At 35.8% G+C, this 17,726-nt stretch carries 20 protein-coding genes; 5 read left to right on the forward strand and 15 right to left on the reverse strand.

Annotation, left to right across the window (positions count from 1 at the left end):
* Positions 1 to 227: 227 nt before the first annotated feature.
* From PB01_RS14980 to PB01_RS15015, 8 genes are all read right to left on the reverse strand, one after another.
* Positions 228 to 440, reverse strand: coding sequence for a hypothetical protein (locus PB01_RS14980; protein WP_225986052.1), 213 nt, complete (start codon positions 438 to 440; stop codon positions 228 to 230).
* 130 nt (positions 441 to 570) lie between these two features.
* Entirely contained in the window at positions 571 to 876 is a 306-nt protein-coding gene (locus PB01_RS14985) for a hypothetical protein (protein ID WP_151700942.1), read from the reverse strand.
* 218 nt (positions 877 to 1,094) lie between these two features.
* A complete protein-coding gene (locus PB01_RS14990) occupies positions 1,095 to 1,304 on the reverse strand; it encodes a hypothetical protein (protein WP_151700943.1) in 210 nt (69 codons plus the stop codon).
* Positions 1,305 to 1,446: 142 nt separating this feature from the next.
* Positions 1,447 to 1,911: a hypothetical protein gene (locus tag PB01_RS14995; protein WP_225986053.1), complete on the reverse strand. Its 465-nt coding sequence runs from the start codon at positions 1,909 to 1,911 to the stop codon at positions 1,447 to 1,449.
* Between the two features lie 107 nt (positions 1,912 to 2,018).
* A complete protein-coding gene (locus PB01_RS15000; protein ID WP_151700944.1) occupies positions 2,019 to 3,152 on the reverse strand; it encodes a bifunctional cystathionine gamma-lyase/homocysteine desulfhydrase in 1,134 nt (377 codons plus the stop codon).
* 3 nt (positions 3,153 to 3,155) lie between these two features.
* Positions 3,156 to 4,088 (reverse strand): PLP-dependent cysteine synthase family protein, encoded by a 933-nt coding sequence (locus tag PB01_RS15005; RefSeq protein ID WP_151700945.1) that lies wholly within the window; start codon positions 4,086 to 4,088, stop codon positions 3,156 to 3,158.
* A gap of 6 nt (positions 4,089 to 4,094) precedes the next feature.
* A complete protein-coding gene (locus tag PB01_RS15010; RefSeq protein WP_151700946.1) occupies positions 4,095 to 4,565 on the reverse strand; it encodes an S-ribosylhomocysteine lyase in 471 nt (156 codons plus the stop codon).
* 12 nt (positions 4,566 to 4,577) lie between these two features.
* Positions 4,578 to 5,216 carry a class I SAM-dependent DNA methyltransferase gene (locus PB01_RS15015; RefSeq protein WP_151700947.1) on the reverse strand — a complete coding sequence of 213 codons (639 nt, stop codon included), beginning with the start codon at positions 5,214 to 5,216 and terminating at the stop codon, positions 4,578 to 4,580.
* A 192-nt stretch (positions 5,217 to 5,408) separates the two neighbouring features.
* Between PB01_RS15015 and PB01_RS15020 the strand changes: the two genes are divergently transcribed.
* A complete protein-coding gene (locus tag PB01_RS15020; RefSeq protein WP_151700948.1) occupies positions 5,409 to 5,660 on the forward strand; it encodes a hypothetical protein in 252 nt (83 codons plus the stop codon).
* 100 nt (positions 5,661 to 5,760) lie between these two features.
* Here the strand turns inward: PB01_RS15020 and PB01_RS15025 are convergent, their stop codons facing one another.
* Complete coding sequence (locus PB01_RS15025; protein WP_225986054.1) at positions 5,761 to 6,381, reverse strand: protein kinase family protein; 621 nt, start codon at positions 6,379 to 6,381, stop codon at positions 5,761 to 5,763.
* 110 nt (positions 6,382 to 6,491) lie between these two features.
* On the opposite strand from PB01_RS15025, the gene PB01_RS15030 reads away from it, so the two are divergent.
* The 3 genes from PB01_RS15030 (at position 6,492) to PB01_RS15040 (ending at position 9,350) form a co-directional block, all read left to right on the forward strand.
* Positions 6,492 to 6,773 carry a hypothetical protein gene (locus tag PB01_RS15030; RefSeq protein WP_151700949.1) on the forward strand — a complete coding sequence of 94 codons (282 nt, stop codon included), beginning with the start codon at positions 6,492 to 6,494 and terminating at the stop codon, positions 6,771 to 6,773.
* A gap of 1,048 nt (positions 6,774 to 7,821) precedes the next feature.
* A complete protein-coding gene (locus tag PB01_RS15035; protein WP_151700950.1) occupies positions 7,822 to 8,823 on the forward strand; it encodes a S66 family peptidase in 1,002 nt (333 codons plus the stop codon).
* A complete protein-coding gene (locus tag PB01_RS15040; protein ID WP_151700951.1) occupies positions 8,823 to 9,350 on the forward strand; it encodes an HAD-IIIA family hydrolase in 528 nt (175 codons plus the stop codon). Before PB01_RS15035 ends, PB01_RS15040 begins: the two co-directional genes overlap by 1 nt.
* Before the next feature lie 262 nt (positions 9,351 to 9,612).
* Here PB01_RS15040 and PB01_RS15045 read toward each other — a convergent pair whose 3' ends face one another.
* The 4 genes from PB01_RS15045 to PB01_RS15060 are packed head-to-tail and all read right to left on the reverse strand — an operon-like array spanning position 9,613 to position 12,368.
* On the reverse strand, positions 9,613 to 10,365 hold the full coding sequence (locus tag PB01_RS15045; RefSeq protein ID WP_151700952.1) for a hypothetical protein: 753 nt from the start codon (positions 10,363 to 10,365) through the stop codon (positions 9,613 to 9,615).
* Position 10,366: 1 nt separating this feature from the next.
* On the reverse strand, positions 10,367 to 11,122 hold the full coding sequence (locus PB01_RS15050) for an ABC transporter permease (RefSeq protein ID WP_151700953.1): 756 nt from the start codon (positions 11,120 to 11,122) through the stop codon (positions 10,367 to 10,369).
* On the reverse strand, positions 11,119 to 11,844 hold the full coding sequence (locus PB01_RS15055) for an ABC transporter ATP-binding protein (protein ID WP_151700954.1): 726 nt from the start codon (positions 11,842 to 11,844) through the stop codon (positions 11,119 to 11,121). Before PB01_RS15055 ends, PB01_RS15050 begins: the two co-directional genes overlap by 4 nt.
* Entirely contained in the window at positions 11,841 to 12,368 is a 528-nt protein-coding gene (locus tag PB01_RS15060) for a GNAT family N-acetyltransferase (RefSeq protein WP_225986055.1), read from the reverse strand. Before PB01_RS15060 ends, PB01_RS15055 begins: the two co-directional genes overlap by 4 nt.
* Positions 12,369 to 12,495: 127 nt before the next feature.
* On the opposite strand from PB01_RS15060, the gene PB01_RS15065 reads away from it, so the two are divergent.
* On the forward strand, positions 12,496 to 13,851 hold the full coding sequence (locus tag PB01_RS15065) for an amino acid permease (protein WP_151702075.1): 1,356 nt from the start codon (positions 12,496 to 12,498) through the stop codon (positions 13,849 to 13,851).
* A 180-nt stretch (positions 13,852 to 14,031) separates the two neighbouring features.
* On the opposite strand, the gene PB01_RS15070 is transcribed toward PB01_RS15065, so the two are convergent.
* Both PB01_RS15070 and PB01_RS15075 read right to left on the reverse strand, forming a co-directional pair.
* On the reverse strand, positions 14,032 to 16,008 hold the full coding sequence (locus tag PB01_RS15070; RefSeq protein WP_151700956.1) for a S9 family peptidase: 1,977 nt from the start codon (positions 16,006 to 16,008) through the stop codon (positions 14,032 to 14,034).
* Between the two features lie 114 nt (positions 16,009 to 16,122).
* Positions 16,123 to 17,670: a fatty acid--CoA ligase family protein gene (locus PB01_RS15075; RefSeq protein WP_151700957.1), complete on the reverse strand. Its 1,548-nt coding sequence runs from the start codon at positions 17,668 to 17,670 to the stop codon at positions 16,123 to 16,125.
* Between the last annotated feature and the right edge of the window lie 56 nt (positions 17,671 to 17,726).

The raw sequence follows: 17,726 nt of genomic DNA on the forward strand, positions 1-17,726 counted from the left end.
TTCATCTCCCCATTCATGGAAGTGGGAGTCTGTGCTGCTGAATAAGTCAAAGCTTTCTATTATTCTTTTTTATTGGAAATAGAATAGAAACAAGTCATTAAAGATTACTTGGTTACTACACACACTTTTTCATATTTATTGAAATATGTGTATACCTTAATCTTTTAAAAATTTTCATCTGCTATTTTCCCTATGAATAAAATTAATACTACCCTCAATAAAGTCTTTTAAAAATGACTCGCTAACAGTAGCCCCCGGGTATTCCCTGACTTAATTTGATAATAGTAATTTATTTTACTTTCATCTTCAAATACAACGCGTACACTCCAAACAGGTAATTTGGAAAACACGCTTTCAATTGATTTAATTTCTTGAAGACCATATCCTTTGCCTTCTGTTAAATACTCCTCAGCCTGCTTTTCTAAGCTATTCTTTTTCAACTCAGTATAACAAAATGGAATGAGAACAATAGTTGCTAAAAGTAGAAATACTATTTTTTTTCATTAAAGTTATATCCCTTCCTTAATGATGAAAAAGCAAATTTATCTATGAATTACATAAAATAACCTACTATTCAGTCTTTTTTATATAATTTTTTATCTCATTAGAAATAATAGAAGTATCCCAAGGATGCCAATACCAAACATTGCCGTCGTAAAATAAGGGATAGATATATGCAATTAGTTCTCTGCTATAAAGAACTAATTGGTATATAGTAGTATCTCCTTGAGCAGTATTTGGAGAAAAAGATGACTCTATTTTCCCTTCATTAAGTATAGCTAAAATCCCTTTTATTTCCTGGTCATTTAATATAATATTATTCAGTTGAGGTTTGTTATAGCCTTCATAAAATTCAACTTTATTAATTGCCTCCAAATCGATATCCTTGAAATGGTGCAGAAAATTGCCCTCACCTGAATTGGAATAGTATATTCAATACCCATTAATTTCATTTTCATCTGGGATTGCAACAAAGTCTTTTATATCTTTCACACGAAATATTTCAGTTCCTTCCTCCCAAAATGCAGCATCTCCATCTTTCGTTCGATAATGAGGATCAAAAACATTCCTGGAAACATTAAATTGTACTTCTCCTACTTTTTCTCCAATACATTGGGGTCGGCAATGATTGCAGAATATATTGATTCATATTGATTTCCATTAATATCTACAAAATCAACCCACTCAATAATTGAACGTGTTTCGTGAATATTTTGTGTAGTAGTAATGGTTTTTTTGGTGGTATTCATATTACAGGATATTAAAAATAGACTGCAAATAAGCAATAAACTAACTTTTTTCATCCAATCCTCCTTTACTTTTTGTATCTCCAGTATACTCATTGAAGATACTATCCATTTGATCTGTAATCAGTGTAATTGAATTACACCCTTTTCAAAAATAAAAATAATGTCATTCAATACAAACAGAGAATCGACACTCGTTTTATTTCACTTGAATTACAAATGCATAGAAGGCATCTCCATTTGAAACGTTCTCTAAGTGATCATCCATCCACCATACACTATACGAATAATAATAAGTCCCTTTTTCGGTAGGAGCGGTTATTTGATTATCTTTTATGGAAATTTCAATTTGCTCGCTGTTATTCATCTGAGTAACACTGAATTCGTTTGGTTTGGGTTCATAATTCATGACAAACTTAATTTGGTCACCTGACTTAACATGAATAGGTTCTGTACCTTTCAACAGTTCAATTGGTCCAACAGTATCTACACAAACACCATTATTTTCGTTATTCCAGCAATAAGTGCCCAACTTCGTTTCATAGGTTTCTTTTCCAATCTCAATTAATACATTTGGGGGTTTATTCAAAACGGTATGTTGACTTGAACATCCTACAAGAATAGTTACAACTAATATTAGTAACGCATAAAATCGTTTGTTCAATTGACTTACCTCCTTTTGAATTAGTAGACGGTATATAACATAGTAAAGTTACTAATATTTACAAATAAAAGGACCTATTCATTATAATAGGTCCTTTCATTTTGCTATTAAGCTAATCCCTGTGCTAAATCTTCCAATAAATCTTCTACGTCTTCAATTCCAACCGAAATTCGTACAAGCCCGTCTGTAATACCTAGCTCCAAACGACGCTCTCGTGGAATCGATGCATGTGTCATTCTAGCGGGAACCGAGATTAGGCTTTCTACTGCTCCTAAGCTTTCTGCTAGCGTAAAATAACGAAGCTTCGATAGAAGTTCATCTGCTTTTGCTTCACTTCCAACATCAAATGAAATCATTCCGCCGAAACCAGTCGTTTGTTTTTTCATCAGTTCGTGTCCTGGATGATTAGCAAGTCCCGGATAATACACTTTCCCAACTGCTTCATGGTTATCTAAAAATTCCGCAATACGTTGGGCATTCAAGTTATGCTCTTCCATACGGAGACCAAGGGTTTTAATGCCGCGCATTAGTAACCAAGAATCTTGAGGCCCGAGCACTGCACCAACTGAGTTTTGCACGAAATGTACATCCGTCGCAAGTTGCTCTGAATTCACAACAACTAGCCCTGCCACCACATCACTATGGCCACCTAAATATTTCGTTGCGCTATGCACAACAATATCCGCACCAAGTGCAATTGGCTGTTGAAAATAAGGGGTTATGAACGTATTATCCACAATTGTGAGTAACCCATTTTCTTTGGCAAGCTTCGCAATTTCTTGTATATCTGTAATTTTTAATAAAGGATTCGTTGGTGTTTCTAAAAAAATAGCTTTCGTATTTTCTAAAATAGCAGCCTCCACATTGGATAAATCGCTCGTATCTACAAATGTCGCTTCAATTCCGAAACGGTTTAATACTTTTGTCATGACGCGGTATGTCCCACCGTATACATCATCCGTTAAAATAACGTGATCTCCTTTGCTAAAAAGCATCATAACAGAACTTGTTGCAGCCATACCGGATGCAAAAGCAAATCCAGCCACTCCACCTTCTAACTCACTAATTAATACTTCTAGCGCATTACGAGTAGGATTGCCAGTACGTGAATATTCATACCCCTTAAATTTTCCGACTGCTTCTTGTTTATAAGTACTTACTTGATAAATGGGTGTCGATACAGCACCTGTTGCCTCGTCCCCCACAATTCCTGCATGAATAAGCTTCGTTTTTGCTCGCATTTATTATTTCTCCTCCTTGAATAATTCATATACGTTTTGACTTAAATAACGTTCACTTGAGTCTGGAAAAATCGTGACAATATGACTTCCTTCTTTCGCTGTTTCCGCTTCCTTAAGTGCAGCGAAAAAAGCTGCTCCTGAAGAACTTCCAACTAGCAAGCCTTCTTCTTTCGACAATGCTCTTAATTGTGCAAATGCCTCTTCATCACTTACTGTATGAATCGCATCAAAATAAGAATGGTCCATGAATTCCGGTAAAAACTCCATTCCAATTCCTTCCGTAACATGCGAGGCTACAGCTCCTCCATTTAAAATGGATCCGACCGGCTCTACTATTACGGTTTTAACATCCACTTTTTGCTCTTTTAAGAAAGTAGCTGTCCCCATAAAAGTTCCACCTGAACCTGCGCCAGCAACAAACACATCAATCTGTCCATCTAAATCGCGCCATAATTCTGGCCCCAATGTTTTTGTATACGTTGCAGGATTTGCCGGATTTGAAAATTGAGAAGGTGAAAAAGCATTTGGAATCTCATTCACTAATTCACGTGCTTTCTCAATTGCGCCCTTCATTCCAAGTGCAGTTTCTGTATTAACAATTTTTGCTCCTAACGCACGCATCAACGTTTGTTTCTCTACACTAAACTTCTCAGGAACAACAAACATTACTTTATATCCTTTTCCGATTGCGGCTAGCGCAATACCAATTCCCGTATTCCCAGCAGTTGGTTCAATGATCGTTCCACCAGGTACGAGCTTTCCAGATTTCTCGGCGTCCTCAATTAAAGACAAACCGAGACGATCCTTCACACTACCTCCTGGATTCATAAACTCAAGCTTAGCAAATATCCGGCAATTATTAGGAATCGGAATATGCGTGATTTCTACAACTGGTGTGTTTCCGATTAATTCTTGTACACTACTAATGATATTCATTTGCGTTTACGCTTCCTCTTTATAAATTTGTCGCCATTCATCTTTTTTCTCAAGCATTTCCGCGGCAATTTCCTTTGCCCCTTCTAAACTATGGCTTGCTGCCCATCCACATTGCACTTCATTACAAGCTGGAACTTCTGTCGCCCCCAACACATCTTGTAATGTCTTTTCTATTATTTCTAAAATTTCATCATAGTTTGTATGATTCATGACTGACAAATAAAAACCAGTCTGGCAACCCATTGGGCTAATATCTACTACCTGCCCTGTATAATTACGAATATTTTCAGCCATTAAATGCTCCAATGAATGTAATCCTGGCATTTCCATATGTTCTATGTTTGGCTGCTTAAAACGGATATCATATTTATAAATTTCATCACCATGAACGCCTTCTTTTGTTCCTGCTAAACGTACGAATGGTGCCGCAACTTTCGTATGATCTAAGTTAAAACTTTCTACATTCATTTTCTTCATTTTCATCGCTCCTTATTTTTTCGTTGCATCCATTAACCAAACAAAATCATTCATTTTTAGGAAGCTTACTTGAAATCCTGCGTCATCAAATAACTTTGTTAATATTGGGATTGTCGTATAGTATTCTCTTTCTAAATCGTCTGCCACGTTATGGAAACCACGATTTCTTTCCTTAATTACTTGATTTTTCTTTGCACCATCTGTAATAAAAGCAGTATCCGCAAAAACTACTTTTCCACTTGCCGGAAGTAGTTGCGCATATATCTTTAACGCTTCTCCTTTTTCCTCATCCGTTAAATGATGAAAAACATATGAGCTAACAAATGCATCTATATTTTCATTTGCTACATTAAATTGAAGTAAATCCCCATCCATTATGTTTATTGAAGGAAACCGGTCTGCAGTTACTTGACGCATCTTTGTATTAGGTTCAATACCAATGACCGAATTACCTGCTTCGATTAGCTGAGCAGTTAAATTTCCTGTGCCTGTTCCAAATTCAATAACCGTGCCCGAAACTCGCTTTGCTACTTCACTTAAAATAGTTTCATAGCCTTCGAATACATCGCGATATTCCGGATCTTCGCCAGAAACAGAAGCATCATAAGAGTGTGCCCATTCATCAAAAATTTCTACAAATTCTCTACCCATCATCTAACCCCTTTTAGAAACATATTATTCCTACTTGAATACTTTGTTTTAGGCTTATTATTAATAGTTATAACATAATCGAAGGAATTGTCAAATGAAAAAAGCTCATCCAAAGTGGACAAGCTCTTTTACAAAATTCTAAAATATGAGATGATGCATATAAAGAATTCTAAATAATAAAGGGGTGTTTTTATGAATTTTTGGAAGTATTTTTTTGCAGGAATAATTACAAAAGTAATTGTGGAAATGACGATATATAAGTTGGATTTTTTTCAATATAACCTATTTAAACATTTTAACTGGGTATCTTTATTCAGTTTTTCATTAGAAACAATATTCTTTGCAGCAATTTATATCATGGTATTTTATATCCTAACAAACTTCAGCACGTGGAAGATGCGTGTAAAATATGAGCTTGCTCAGAAAAAAAATAACCTAGATTAATTCATCTGCGATATACGCAATATCAATAAAAGTAGCTTTTGGATAGACGCTGACTTGCAGTTTCATTTTTTTCTATATTCTCAGAAGTTTAAGTATGAAACTATTGCTTCCCACAAGCAAAGCACCTTCTATCTAGATCCGTATCACCGTAAATTCGAAGTTCCTTTTCTTCTCCACAATTCATACATTTTTCAAAATATATTTGTGGTAAAATACCATCTTCAGCTAGAGGTACCCATTCCTTTTCATATAACATTTTTGTCATTCCAAAATCTATTAATACAAAATGTCCATTTTCATCTATACCATAATTACCGCTATCCTTTAAGTCAAAGCCATCGTATTCCTTGTTGATTAAATGTATTGCAGATTTTAATTCTTCTGTAAATCGTAAATCTTCGCTTATTTCAAGATCATATGATTGTGCTTCAATTAATGGCAGGTTAGAATAATATTTTTGTATAGAGATCTGCTCGTCTACGTAAACGATATCTGCTACATATTTAGTTAGACCTTGCGTATTTAATTTAGTAAAAATGTTGTATTCATTTTGGGATTGTTTAAACCCTATCGGATGTAAATGTTGTTTGATAACATAATTTTTATAGCGAAATACCTTTCTTGTAGAACCTATTCCAACAAATGTTTTATTCGTACAAAGATTATGTAGGTTATCTTTAATAAACTGAATATCTTTTTCTAGCATGTTTTCTCCTTTCAATAGCAGCCTATTTTTTCCTAATCAATAAAACTTCAGTAAAGAGCATAGTATGGAATTACCCTTTTGAAAAAATTAAAGTTTTATATGATCAATGAAAGGAGATATCCTAATTGAAGAAAAATTTAAACAAAGTTTTAGGTGCAACGTTTATGATTCTTAGTGGTTTCTTCTACACAGCAGAAAGAATTGCGAAAAGAGTGGCAGATTCAATTGTTGAATCTGGGTATGCATCACAAGGTATGTCTACAAGTGGATTAGTATATTTCCCAGGTTTTTTTGATAACTTTTTTGTTTGGTTATTCTTTTTTATTGGCTTCTTGCTTTTCATATATGGTTTTTCAAAGAGGTTTGTAGATATCTTTATTAAGAATTTACTCCATAATGACAAGTAGAAGTATTCAATTTTCTATAATTGTTTACTAGAAAAGTATTCTATTACTTCGCCAACTAAGGTACTAATAATAATTCGTCCTAACACAAATACTCTGCTTGTTTATTCATTAATATAAAAAGTTTACTTATAATTATCTAGTAAACAATGCAGTGAGGCTACTAATCCTCACTGCATTTTCGATAAGTTGAGTGTACCCCAATATGTAATACATAAATTATTCTTCTATATACTTCCTCAAAATCCGCTCCAAGTAGTTTCATCTTATTTTTCATTCTGCGTTAATGCTCATGTGCCAATTAACCGAACTAAAGAGAACTATATGATTTATCTTTCCTTAATCAATAATGTCCTTTTTGGATTGAATAAACTTTTGTGTTAATAATCCAGCATTATAAACACCAAAAATCATAATAAAATCAAAAACTAGCGGTGGAAAAAAAGATCTCTTCTCATTAGAAATTTCAATATAATCAAACGAAGCATATACAAATAAACTAGCAGTTATTAAGGAGAAGACAAATTACCACTTCACTGATTTAATCATAGTATCACCCATCCCTGTTCCTTCTTTTCATTTTCCACAATTCCACCCACTGCTACAATATCTATTGGTATTGGCATTACCATTCTAATCATTTCCCTACATAATTTTTTTCTATCACTAGAATAATTGTTTACAGACCTTTTTATTTATCGTCTGTCTTATATCCTTCATGTATCGCATTCTAATCTAGGGTCTTGCCATACTGTTTTCATTCCTCTTCAGTAGTTTGAAGTCATATTGTGCATAAAGAGAATGAGCATCTCTTGTAACATCGGTCTCCTTAAATAGTAGCTAATACTCTTTTTGAAAATTCTATTTTAATATTATCTTATTTGTTATATAATTGTAAATACTTTACTCTTTTTACAATGCATACATCTCTCATTTTAGAAGTGATTCGCTATGGTTACATTGAAAGGGAATATCTAATTCTAGAAGAAGATAGTCGTCAAACAAGTACATTAATTAATATAAAGAAATACCTTTAAGGAGAATCTAAACAATGACACTATTAAACCGTCTAAAATCAGGGGATAAGATTGGGATCTATTCGCCTTCATCTCCTATCACTTATTCTTCCCCGAAACGATTTGAAAGAGCCAAGTCTTTTTTAGAATTGAAAGGCTTTGAAGTTGTAGAGGGAAATCTAACCGGCAAGCATGATTTTTACCGCTCCGGGACTATTGAAGAACGCGCGAACGAATTAAACGAACTTATTAGAAATCCAGATATTCGTTGTATTATGTCTACAATTGGTGGTACAAATTCCAATGCACTTCTGCCTTATATTGATTATGATGCTTTTAAGAAGGATCCAAAAATCATGATTGGTTATTCGGATGCTACTGCTATTTTGTTAGGAATCTATGCACAAACAGGAATACCAACGTTTTATGGTCCGGCACTTGTCCCTTCTTTTGGCGAATTCGAGCCTTTTCTTCATTATACATACGACTATTTTAGTGAAATGTTAATAGAAGAACAGCAGATTCCATTTACTTTTCCAATCCCTCCATACTGGACTGATGAGCCATTAAATTGGGAAGTTAAAACAGAGGACAAGCAGCTGAGAACCAATGATTGGATTTGTGTAAACGAAGGTACTTCACAAGGAAGATTAATTGGTGGAAATTTAAATACGATGCACGGTATATGGGGGAGTCCATATATGCCTACTATTCAAGAGGGCGATATTCTTTTAATAGAAGATACGATGAAAACAGCTGCGGTTGTGGAAAAGAATTTGAATCTCTTAAAATTAAACGGTGTGTTCAATCGTGTTTCTGGAATTATACTTGGAAAACATGAACTGTTTGATGACCAAGGAACTGGTAGAAAGCCGTATGACATTTTAGTTGAAACAATTGGGAATACTACTATTCCGATTCTTGCGGACTTTGATTGTTGCCATACACATCCAATGCTAACTATGCCTATCGGAAGAAATGTGAAGCTGGATGCAACAAATATGGAAGTAACCATGATGGAGCAGTGGATAAAATAATGGAAATTCAAGCTGTATTTATTGATAGAGACGGGACTATTGGTGGTACTGGTCATTTTATTCATCCAAAGGACTTCAAGCCTTATGATTTTAGTAATGATGCCTTCCAATTACTTCAGAGTCATGGAATCAAAACATTTGCGCTCACGAATCAACATCGAATAAGTCGAGGAGAGGACTTACTTAATGAGTTTCAAGAGGAGTTTAAATCTTATGGGTTGAATGATGCATTTATTTGTCCTCACAGTGAGAATGCTGATTGTCATTGCCATAAACCAAAACCAGGAATGTTATTAGAGGCTGCATGGAAATACAATTTAGACCTAAAACAATGTGTTGTTATTGGAGATGTTGGGTCAACTGATATGTTGGCAGCTCATGCAGTTGGAGCTTTGAAAATATTAGTGTTGACTGGTTGGGGAAAAAATTCTCTAGAACAATATCGACATTCTTGGAAAGATGTAGATCCCGATTATATTGCAGAAAATTTGTTGGAAGCAGTGCGGTGGCTTTTGAAAATTGATTGATATCCTATCCTTTTGGATTAACCAGGTACTAATAATAGTTTATAAGAGACGACTAATTTATTTAACAAAGCGATCATCAATAAAAGGGTATTTTATCTGGATAAAATACCCTTTTACAACTAACCGAGCAATTATTCCAACTAAAACAGAAATATTTCCAACTAAAAGTATTTTCCGTAAAAAATGCAGGGAGGAATGCAATCTTCCCTGCATTTTTATGAAAATTCTCGATATTTTGATTGTAAATCCTGCGATGCCTCACTTATACCTCTACATACTTCCTCAAAATCGGCTCCAAGTAGTCTTCTTTTAGCGATAGGTCATTCTGAATAAATGTTTCTACGCTCTCTCTATCCAGCGAGACTAAAAGAAATTCCTCGAATTCAGGTTGTTCTCCTTTTTCTATTAGACTCTGATTGTGTCTTTCGAATAATATATACAATTCTTCGGCAGTATAGTCAACTTTCAGTTCGAACATCACTGCCCAAGAATCATATGTCCCTTTACTTTTTACAAATTTAGGAATGAATGATTTAGTATAGGCTGATTCAATATGCATGCCCATTTCTTCTTCTAATTCTTTTCCAATACTATTCACCAAGTTGAATACTGATCCATTTAAATCGGACTCATCTAATCCCCCACCAGTAAATTGTAATCGTCCAGGTGTCGCTGTATTTAGATTCATCCGCCCGAAGGCTATATGATTATCGTTCGTGATAACGGCTACACATGTGAAGATGACCTTGCAAGGATACGAACAATCTTCATGGCGAATCGTATATAAATAGTGTTTATAGTCTGTTTTAACAACAGTTACTTGGAGTTCATTCACAGTTTTATTGATTTGAGTTATCGTAAATACTTCTCCATTCCGCAAGTGAGGATTTTGCTTTATTTGTGTATCCCAATATTTTTGATGTTGCTCCCGAATATTTAATGGTAATTGTAAAGCTGTTGAATCATAGGTAACTGTCACTTTAGCTGGCGTTTCTTCGATTAATATAGGCTTCATTTTATTGCCTCCAATTCTTTAATTGCAGATCCTTTGTAAATAAGTTCTTATAGCAAAGCACACTTAGCATCATACTAGTAATTGCGGATGAACTAGTAAATACGAAAATGATTAAAAGTTGGTAGCGAACCGCTTCCACGGGGTCTGCTCCAGCAATAATCATCCCTGTCATCATACCAGGAAGCTGGACAAGTCCTACCGTTTTCATGGCATCAATTGTTGGAATCATACTGAATTTGACGGAACGTTTTAGTACGTCTTGCACAGCTTGTCGACTCGTCGCACCAAGTGAAAGCAATGTTTCGATTTCCCCTTTCGAGCTTTCCGTTTCCCGTTTTAATTGCGTTAAAAATAAACCACAAGCAACCATTGCATTGCCTATTGTCATCCCGCTCAGTGGAATGATGTATTGAGGTGTTGCTTCGATAATTTGCAAACTAAGTAAAAGTCCCATCATTAGTATTTCCATCGTTGCAATTGAGAGAATAATCCTCCAAACGACTCCTGTCATGCCTTTTGCCCTTTTTGCAGCATTTAAAGCAGCAACTACAATCATGATACAAATAATCAATACAATGAAAAGTAAGTGCTTCGATTGAAATACAAATTGAAGGACATACCCGACCGCTAAGAGCTGAATAGCCGCTCGAATTGTTCCAATTGCAATGTCCATCTCCAAATCAAGCTTTTGCCAAACAGAAACAAGCATCGTTATGACCACGAATAATAAGGTGAAACTTAATGCTAATAAACTCATAATGTCACCGAACAAACCGAGTTTCGATTTTCAAAAAACTGTTTCGTCTTTGTGTCTATCGTCAATTTTCCGTCTTCCATATACCAAATTCGCTCACTTATCTTCTTTGCTTGCTCCGTATCATGTGTAACCCAAATAAAAGACGTTGCTTCTTCCATATGGAGCTTTAATAATAGTTGCTCCACATACTCTTTACTTTGCTGATCCAGTGATGCTGTAACTTCATCAAGAAGTAGAATAGAAGGTTTTAATAATAGGGAGCGAACTAATGCTACCCTTTGCTTTTCCCCACCAGACAAATCTATTGCTTGTTTTCCCCATTCTAAATGTTCAAGCCCTACATCCTTCATTAGGCATCGTGCAGAACTTTCATCAAATGCACGATTATGTAAGTTACTCACAGTTGTTAAATTATCCATAATTGTCCCTGGAAGCATGACTGATTGTTGTGCAACATAAGCTATATTCATACGCCAAGCACGAGTATCTATGTCTTTAGTAGAAAGTCCCTTTAACCTAACTTCCCCACTATCGATTGATTCAAGCAGCGCTAGTACTCGAAGTAAAGTACTTTTCCCTTGTCCAGATTTACCGAGTAAAGCAATGCGTTCCGGCGACTGTATGGTTGCAGTAATATGAGCAAATAAAAAAGGGCGGCTATTTTTTTCATTCGTATCCCAATAATTTTTTGTCAAATTCTTCAATTCCAATAAAGCCTTCATACACGTTCTTCCCATTCTTCTCTCAATATTCCCATTCGAATAGAGTCATAATATAACCCATTATAGAAAAAACATTTGCGAAGTCGCGCTTCCATTGTCATGCCTAACTTCTCACCAACTTTAATCATTCGATCGTTTCCAGACCAAGTTGTATAGCCAATTCGTACAAGTGGTAGGTCATTGAATAAATGCGTGATCCACATACGGATGGCTGCAGTTCCTATTCCACCATTCCAAAATGCTGGTTCATAAATGATTATTCCCATTTCAAGCCAAAGGGAAGCTTCATGCTCCCAGTAGTAACATAATGATCCCACTAGCAATTCATCCACACAAATACCCCAGAAATCTTCCTGATTTATATATTGATCTTTTTTCTCTAAGAATTGTTCTAATGTTTTCGGCTCATAAGGAATATAAGGGGCATCCCATTTTTTCCATTCTGGTGATGTTTCTTTTGCACTAAGTTCCCATAGTCGCAGGATTTCTTCTTCTACTACAGGTCTGATTGTTACTTCTTTCAATTCTATGCCCCCAACCTATTCGTATTTACCTAATTTTATCACAATATCGATAATATAGACTGTTCCCTTCATATACTTAATTGTGGTAGATTGTTGTATAACATAATAATAAGGAGTGACACAAACATTGGGTGGAAATCAGCAATTACAACGTGGGTTGGAACAAAGACATATCACCTTAATGTCTTTAGGTGCAGCTATTGGGGTCGGTTTATTTTTAGGTTCCGCTACAGCTATTAGACTAGCAGGACCTGCAATTCTTATTTCATACATAATTGGTGGCTTTGCTATTCTAATTATCATGCGTGCACTTGGAGAGATGGCTGTGCACAATCCAGTTGCAGGCTCATTCAGTAGATACGCAAAAGATTATTTAGGTCCTCTTGCTGGGTATATTACAGGTTGGAATTACTGGTTTTTATGGGTAGTTACTTGTATGGCAGAGATTACAGCAGTCGGCGTTTATATGAAAATGTGGTATCCAGGCACTCCAAGCTGGATTTGGGCATTAGCCGCACTTGTCATTATGACAATGGTGAATTTAATCGCGGTGAAAGCATATGGAGAGTTTGAGTTTTGGTTTGCTCTTATTAAAATTGTTGCCATTTTAGCTATGATTTTTGTTGGTCTAGGTGTCATCATTTTTGGAATTGGCAATGGCGGAGTTGCTGTTGGTATTAGTAATTTATGGTCGCATGGTGGTTTTGCTCCTAATGGTATCAAAGGTATTTTAATGTCCTTACAAATGGTGATGTTCGCTTATTTAGGCGTTGAAATGATTGGTGTAACAGCAGGAGAGGCAAAAAATCCAAAAACGGTCATTCCTCGTGCGATTGATACTGTTTTTTGGAGAATCTTATTATTTTATGTAGGTGCATTATTCGTTATTATGTCTATTTATCCATGGAACGAGATTGGTAATAATGGAAGTCCATTCGTCTTAATGTTTGAGAAAATTGGAATTGGACCAGCTGCTGGTATCATTAACTTTGTTGTATTAACGGCAGCATTATCTAGCTGCAATAGTGGGATCTTCAGTACGGGTCGTATGTTATTTAATTTAGCTGAACAAAAGCAAGCTTCTGCTTCTTTCAAGAAAATTAGTAGTACTGGCGTTCCTTCTAAAGCAATCATGTTCTCAGCGGCATTATTACTAGTAGGAGTGATCTTGAACTATCTAGTTCCAGAAAAAGTATTTATATGGGTTACAAGTATCTCAACATTCGGCGCTGTCTGGACATGGGGAATTATTTTATTGTCTCAATTAAAATTTCGCAAAAAACTTTCAAAAGGTGAAGTTTCGAGATTAACTTATAAAGCATTATTCTATCCATTAGGGTCGTATGTAGCACTCGCCTTCTTAATATTAGTGCTCGGTCTCATGGCATACTTTCCAGAAACACGAATTGCGTTAATCGTGGGACCAATATGGATTATTGGATTAGTGTTTGTCTATTTTAAAAATGGGTTCGATAAGCGATAACTATTAATAAATGGTACGCAAACTAACCGTAAATTCGTAATAAAGTAGCCTATAAACATAAAATTATGACGCACCAAATCACCATTTTCCAGTTGATCATCCGATTATTGGAGTTCATCATCCGATCCACCCAGAAAAGCCCTTCATTTCACATTAGAAATGAAGGGCTTTTCTATACTCTTAAATGTATTTCTCAAACCATCCAGTAATTTGCTCTAATCGAGTCAATCGTAAATTTGGTAAACCAGTACGTGATAAATTGTGGTCTGCTTGAGGGAAACGGACGAAGCTTGTTTCTTTTCCCATTGCTTTTAATGTAATGTATAGCTGTTGTCCTTGTTCAATTGGACAACGGTAATCATTTTCGCTATGCAGAATAAGTAAAGGTGTTTCCACATTGGAAGCATATTTTAATGGTGATGCATCCCAAAGCTTGTTAATATCGGTCATGTCCGCTCCAATTTGCCACGGAGTAAAATAATACCCAATATCGGATACTCCGTAAAAACTAACCCAGTTGGATATAGATCGCTGTGTTACAGCAGCTTTAAAACGATTCGTATGCCCAACAATCCAGTTCGTCATAAATCCACCGTAACTTCCTCCAGTTACACCAAGTCGAGTTTCATCAATCCAGTCGTTTTCTTTTAACACATAATCTAGACCTGCCATTATATCCTCATAATCTCCGCCACCATAATCTCCGCGAACACCGTCAACAAATGCTTGACTATAGCCATGACTTCCACGTGGATTCACATATAAAACGCCATATCCTTTTGCAGCTAATAACTGAAGTTCATGGAAAAATGTATTTCCGTACATAGCATGTGGCCCTCCATGTATTTCAACTACAAAAGGATACTTTTTCCCTTCCTCATATCCTGCAGGCTTCATCAACCAGCCATGCACATCCCATTCATCAGCACCTTTATATACAATAACTTCTGGTTCGACAAGTTCAGTATCATTTACAAGGTCTTTATTAAACTGTGTAAGTACATTTCTTTCACCAGTCGTCAAATTCTGCTTAAATAATTCCCCGGGAAATATTGGGTTGCTTATTGTCAGAAGTGCGTACGTACCAGATGCATCAACATCATATCCATAGACATGTTCATCTTCTCCAGTAGCTGGATATAATTCACCTTCTAATGAAGCGAAATAAAGGCGAACATCCCCCATAGTCGATACTTGGAAATATAAATGGTTATCAGCTGTCCATACGACATCTGGCGCACTTGCCCCTTGTTGAAAGTCTGCTACAGAAAGATCACCAACAGGCGCATCAAGTCCTTCTGTTAATACATGACGATTCCCTGAGTTCACTTCATATACATAGACCTCTGAATGCGTCGCGTTTTGAAAAGTTCGTTGCATTCCAACAAATGCAATATACTGATCATCCTTCGAAAAAGAAGCGCCACCAAAGTAGCCATCTTCATTTATTATTTCAGTTTCTTCCTTCGTTTCTGCATCTACAAGATACATGGGTTGGCGGAATGAAAAATCTTGCTTCTCTTCACGATTCACACCAATTATAAGTTTCTTTCCATCATGAGAAACGGCTTGTAAATTATAGTTAAAGTTGCCTTCTGTAAATTGAATAATTTCTTCTGAATCTAACGTAATGCATCCAATATGGTTATACATATCTTTAGGTAAAAGACCTGCTCCATCTGCATGGTATTTCATTTTGTCTACAACATATGCTTCTGGCAATTTCTTTTCTTCTTTTTCCGGTTCATCTGTCCACTTTCTTCCTTCTTTTAAAGTAGCAGAAAACCAAATTTTTGTTCCACAAGGGGACCAAAGAAAACTAGAAACCCCATGTTCTAAATCAGTTACTTTCTTCGCTTCTCCACCACTTGCTGGAAGAATATAGATTTGACTCTTCTCTTCTCGATTAGATAGAAAAGCGATATATCTTCCATCATTCGACCACTGAGGAGAAGATACGCGTTCTTTCTTATATGTCCACTGAGTAATTTCTTCTGTTTCCATATTTAAATGATATAAATATGCATAGTATTTATTATCCTTTTCATTCATTTGTGTTCGAATAAATACTGCTTCTTTTCCATTAGGTGCTAGTACAGGGCTTGCAATAGAATGCAGTTCAAATAAATCGTTTACCTCTAATTTTCTCTTTGTCATAAATATATCCTCACTTTCAATATCCTTCTTTGTTTTATTTCGACATTCGAAATCATTTCCCTGCTTACTACATAAAAAAACTACTCCTTTTTTTGGGAGTAGCCTACTATTCTATTAAATAGTTTGTTCTTTTAATGACCGACGTAATATTTTACCTGTCGTGTTTTTAGGTAGTTCTTCTAAAAACTCGAATTGTTTAGGAAGTTTATATTTTGCTAATTTTTCAACGCAGTAATCATGAAGTTGCTCTTTTGTGAGTGATTGGTCTTTTTTCACTACGAATGCTAATACTGATTCTCCAAACGTTGGATCTGGAACACCAACTACAGCAGCTTCTATAATGCCTGGATGTTCAAATAAAACTTCCTCTACTTCACGCGGATATACATTATATCCTCCAACAATAATCATATCTTTCTTGCGGTCGACAATATAGAAATATCCTTCTTCATCTTGTCTTGCAAGGTCCCCAGTATATAGCCAACCGTCCCGGATCGTATTTTCCGTTTCCTCTGGCATTTTATAATACCCCTTCATAACATTAGGGCCTCTCACTATTAACTCCCCAACTTCTCCTACCGGAACTTCTTCGCCTAGCTCATTCACTACTTTATTTTCAACGTTCACAATGTTAGTCCCAATCGATCCTGGTTTGCGATCACGGTCAATTGGATTGAAACAAGTTACAGGGGATGCCTCGGATAATCCATAGCCCTCTGAAACGCGAACGTTGAATTTATCTTCAAAATTATGCAGTAACGCTACAGGTAAAGAAGAACCTCCAGAAATCGCTAAACGTATCGTCGAAAAATCTTCCACTTTTCCTTCTGGGAATTGATATAAAAAATTATACATGGTGGGAACACCCGCAAATACAGTGGCTTTGCATTCTTTTGCTATAGTGAATACATCCTGTAGGTTAAATCTAGGAACTAATAAAATCGTTGCACCCATTAACAATGGAGCATTTACAACAACCGTAAGTGCAAAAACATGAAACACTGGAAGTGTCGCAATGATTCGATCCTCCGGTTTGAAACTCAGATACTCCGCAACATCGCGAGCATTCGAATAGACATTTTTATATGTAAGCATCGCACCTTTTGGTTGACCAGTTGTCCCGGAAGTATACAAAATTACTGCGTTGTCATCGTCTAAAACTTCTACTGGTTCAGCATTTGGTGAACTGTTACTTATTAACAATGTAAACGATTTCACTTTACCTTTTAAAGAATCAGGTAATGCTTTTAATTTATCTGCTGTATCTGGTTGTGTTTCACAAATGATATAGTTTTCGACAGTTGTAAATATATCCTCTCCCTTTTCAACTAATGGCAGTAATGCGTCTAATGCAATAATCGCTTTTGCATCACTATTCTTTACAATATAGCTAATTTCCTCTGACGTATAAATGGGGTTAATCGGAACTGCGGTTGCCCCGATACGCATAGTTGCATACAAAGAAATGAGGAAGTGTGGAGAGTTACCTAATAGAAACCCTACATTATCTCCCTTTTCAATTCCAAGTAATTGAAGTGCGCTTGCAAATCGTTCGACACTTTGTTGAAATTCTGCATAAGTAGTATCTCTTCCCATAAAATGATAGGCAACTTTTTCTGGATACTGCGTAGCAATTTGTTGAACATGTGAAACTAAACTCATATTCTCGTCTCCCATCTCAGCTTGAATGAATACTCATTCATTATCTATTAATTCAT

Origin of the sequence: Psychrobacillus glaciei (assembly GCF_008973485.1) — a bacterium.
In the GTDB taxonomy this organism is placed as follows: Bacteria; Bacillota; Bacilli; order Bacillales_A; family Planococcaceae; genus Psychrobacillus; species Psychrobacillus glaciei.

Bases quoted from the DNA above. Each gene is read 5' to 3' on its own strand.
- PB01_RS15035 (WP_151700950.1), top strand. From the start codon at position 7,822: ATGACACTATTAAACCGTCTAAAATCAGGGGATAAGATTGGGATCTAT.
- PB01_RS15020 (WP_151700948.1), top strand. From the start codon at position 5,409: ATGAATTTTTGGAAGTATTTTTTTGCAGGAATAATTACAAAAGTAATT.
- PB01_RS15075 (WP_151700957.1), bottom strand. From the start codon at position 17,670: ATGAGTTTAGTTTCACATGTTCAACAAATTGCTACGCAGTATCCAGAA.
- PB01_RS14990 (WP_151700943.1), bottom strand. From the start codon at position 1,304: ATGAAAAAAGTTAGTTTATTGCTTATTTGCAGTCTATTTTTAATATCC.
- PB01_RS15055 (WP_151700954.1), bottom strand. From the start codon at position 11,844: ATGAAGGCTTTATTGGAATTGAAGAATTTGACAAAAAATTATTGGGAT.
- PB01_RS15010 (WP_151700946.1), bottom strand. From the start codon at position 4,565: ATGAAGAAAATGAATGTAGAAAGTTTTAACTTAGATCATACGAAAGTT.
- PB01_RS15070 (WP_151700956.1), bottom strand. From the start codon at position 16,008: ATGACAAAGAGAAAATTAGAGGTAAACGATTTATTTGAACTGCATTCT.
- PB01_RS15045 (WP_151700952.1), bottom strand. From the start codon at position 10,365: ATGAAGCCTATATTAATCGAAGAAACGCCAGCTAAAGTGACAGTTACC.
- PB01_RS15005 (WP_151700945.1), bottom strand. From the start codon at position 4,088: ATGAATATCATTAGTAGTGTACAAGAATTAATCGGAAACACACCAGTT.
- PB01_RS15040 (WP_151700951.1), top strand. From the start codon at position 8,823: ATGGAAATTCAAGCTGTATTTATTGATAGAGACGGGACTATTGGTGGT.
- PB01_RS15015 (WP_151700947.1), bottom strand. From the start codon at position 5,216: ATGGGTAGAGAATTTGTAGAAATTTTTGATGAATGGGCACACTCTTAT.
- PB01_RS15050 (WP_151700953.1), bottom strand. From the start codon at position 11,122: ATGAGTTTATTAGCATTAAGTTTCACCTTATTATTCGTGGTCATAACG.
- PB01_RS15000 (WP_151700944.1), bottom strand. From the start codon at position 3,152: ATGCGAGCAAAAACGAAGCTTATTCATGCAGGAATTGTGGGGGACGAG.